The sequence below is a fragment of the Shouchella shacheensis genome, from assembly GCF_001484965.1.
Taxonomy (GTDB): Bacteria; Bacillota; Bacilli; order Bacillales; family Bacillaceae_D; genus Shouchella; species Shouchella shacheensis.
This window is the reverse complement of sequence record NZ_LLYY01000075.1, coordinates 1-884: the sequence shown is the minus strand read 5'-3', so window position 1 is coordinate 884 and position 884 is coordinate 1. Positions and strand designations below refer to the sequence as shown.

Annotated in this window: 1 protein-coding gene; it reads right to left on the bottom strand. The window is 40.7% G+C overall.

The annotated features are described in order from the left end of the window. A partial coding sequence (locus tag AVZ68_RS19415) for an IS1634 family transposase (protein WP_157404765.1) occupies positions 1-882 on the bottom strand: 882 nt, incomplete at its 3' end. Positions 883-884: the final 2 nt, after the last annotated feature.

Below are 884 nucleotides of genomic sequence, written 5' to 3'. Positions count from 1 at the left end.
CTCTCGTACTTGATCCAGTTCTGTTTTCACAAATTTTAAAGATAACTTTGTGGCGATCAGAAACTTCAAGTGGTTCTGATAGAGAGCGGTAATATTATCTTCACTATAGAAGCCTCGATCCATGACCAACTTAATTTTCTTGTATTCCAGAAAGTCCATATCCGCTATAAGGTGCTTCACTGTCTTCACATCTGTAATGTTACCTGGCAATTTTCTGTAATAAAACGGAAGATTGGATTGTTCTCCAAACAAGAGGGCAAGATTAATCTGTGGTAGACGGTCATCTTCTTTATTCACACCATAACGCACTTGTTTTAAACGCTGCGAATAGCTGGATATGGACGTCGTGTCATACGCCCAGAATTCTTTTTCTGCGCGTCTTTTCCCTTGTAATCGAAAGAAGTTATACCGTTCTTCTTCCATGATGGATGCGAATAACTCACTACTTCTTTGAGAGGAAATATCTTTGCCATAAGGGTGCTTGTGAAGTGTTGCCCACTTTGAAAAACGACTAAGTGGACTTTTGTCCTCAAGGATCAAATAGTAGGCGATGGAGAGTATTTGCTTATATGTAGTAGGGAAACACTTCTTGAGGTCATCCGTAATACCAAGCTTGTTACCTAAAGCATCAAAGAGATAGGTTGCACCATAAAAGCTACGCGATACATAGTCAATTGGAACAGGCCCGCGCTTTTTAGTCTCTGCGTCCTCCACTGACGCTTTTTTTCTAGTAGGGACAATGTCACCACTAACAGGATCTACTCTACCTATGAGTGTACGCTTAGCCCGAGACTGTTTCTTTTCCTTGTCCCAGTAAGAAATAGATCGGTAAGCATAAGTAATTCCCGTCCTTTTATCGGTTTGATATACAATTGCAGGCATGT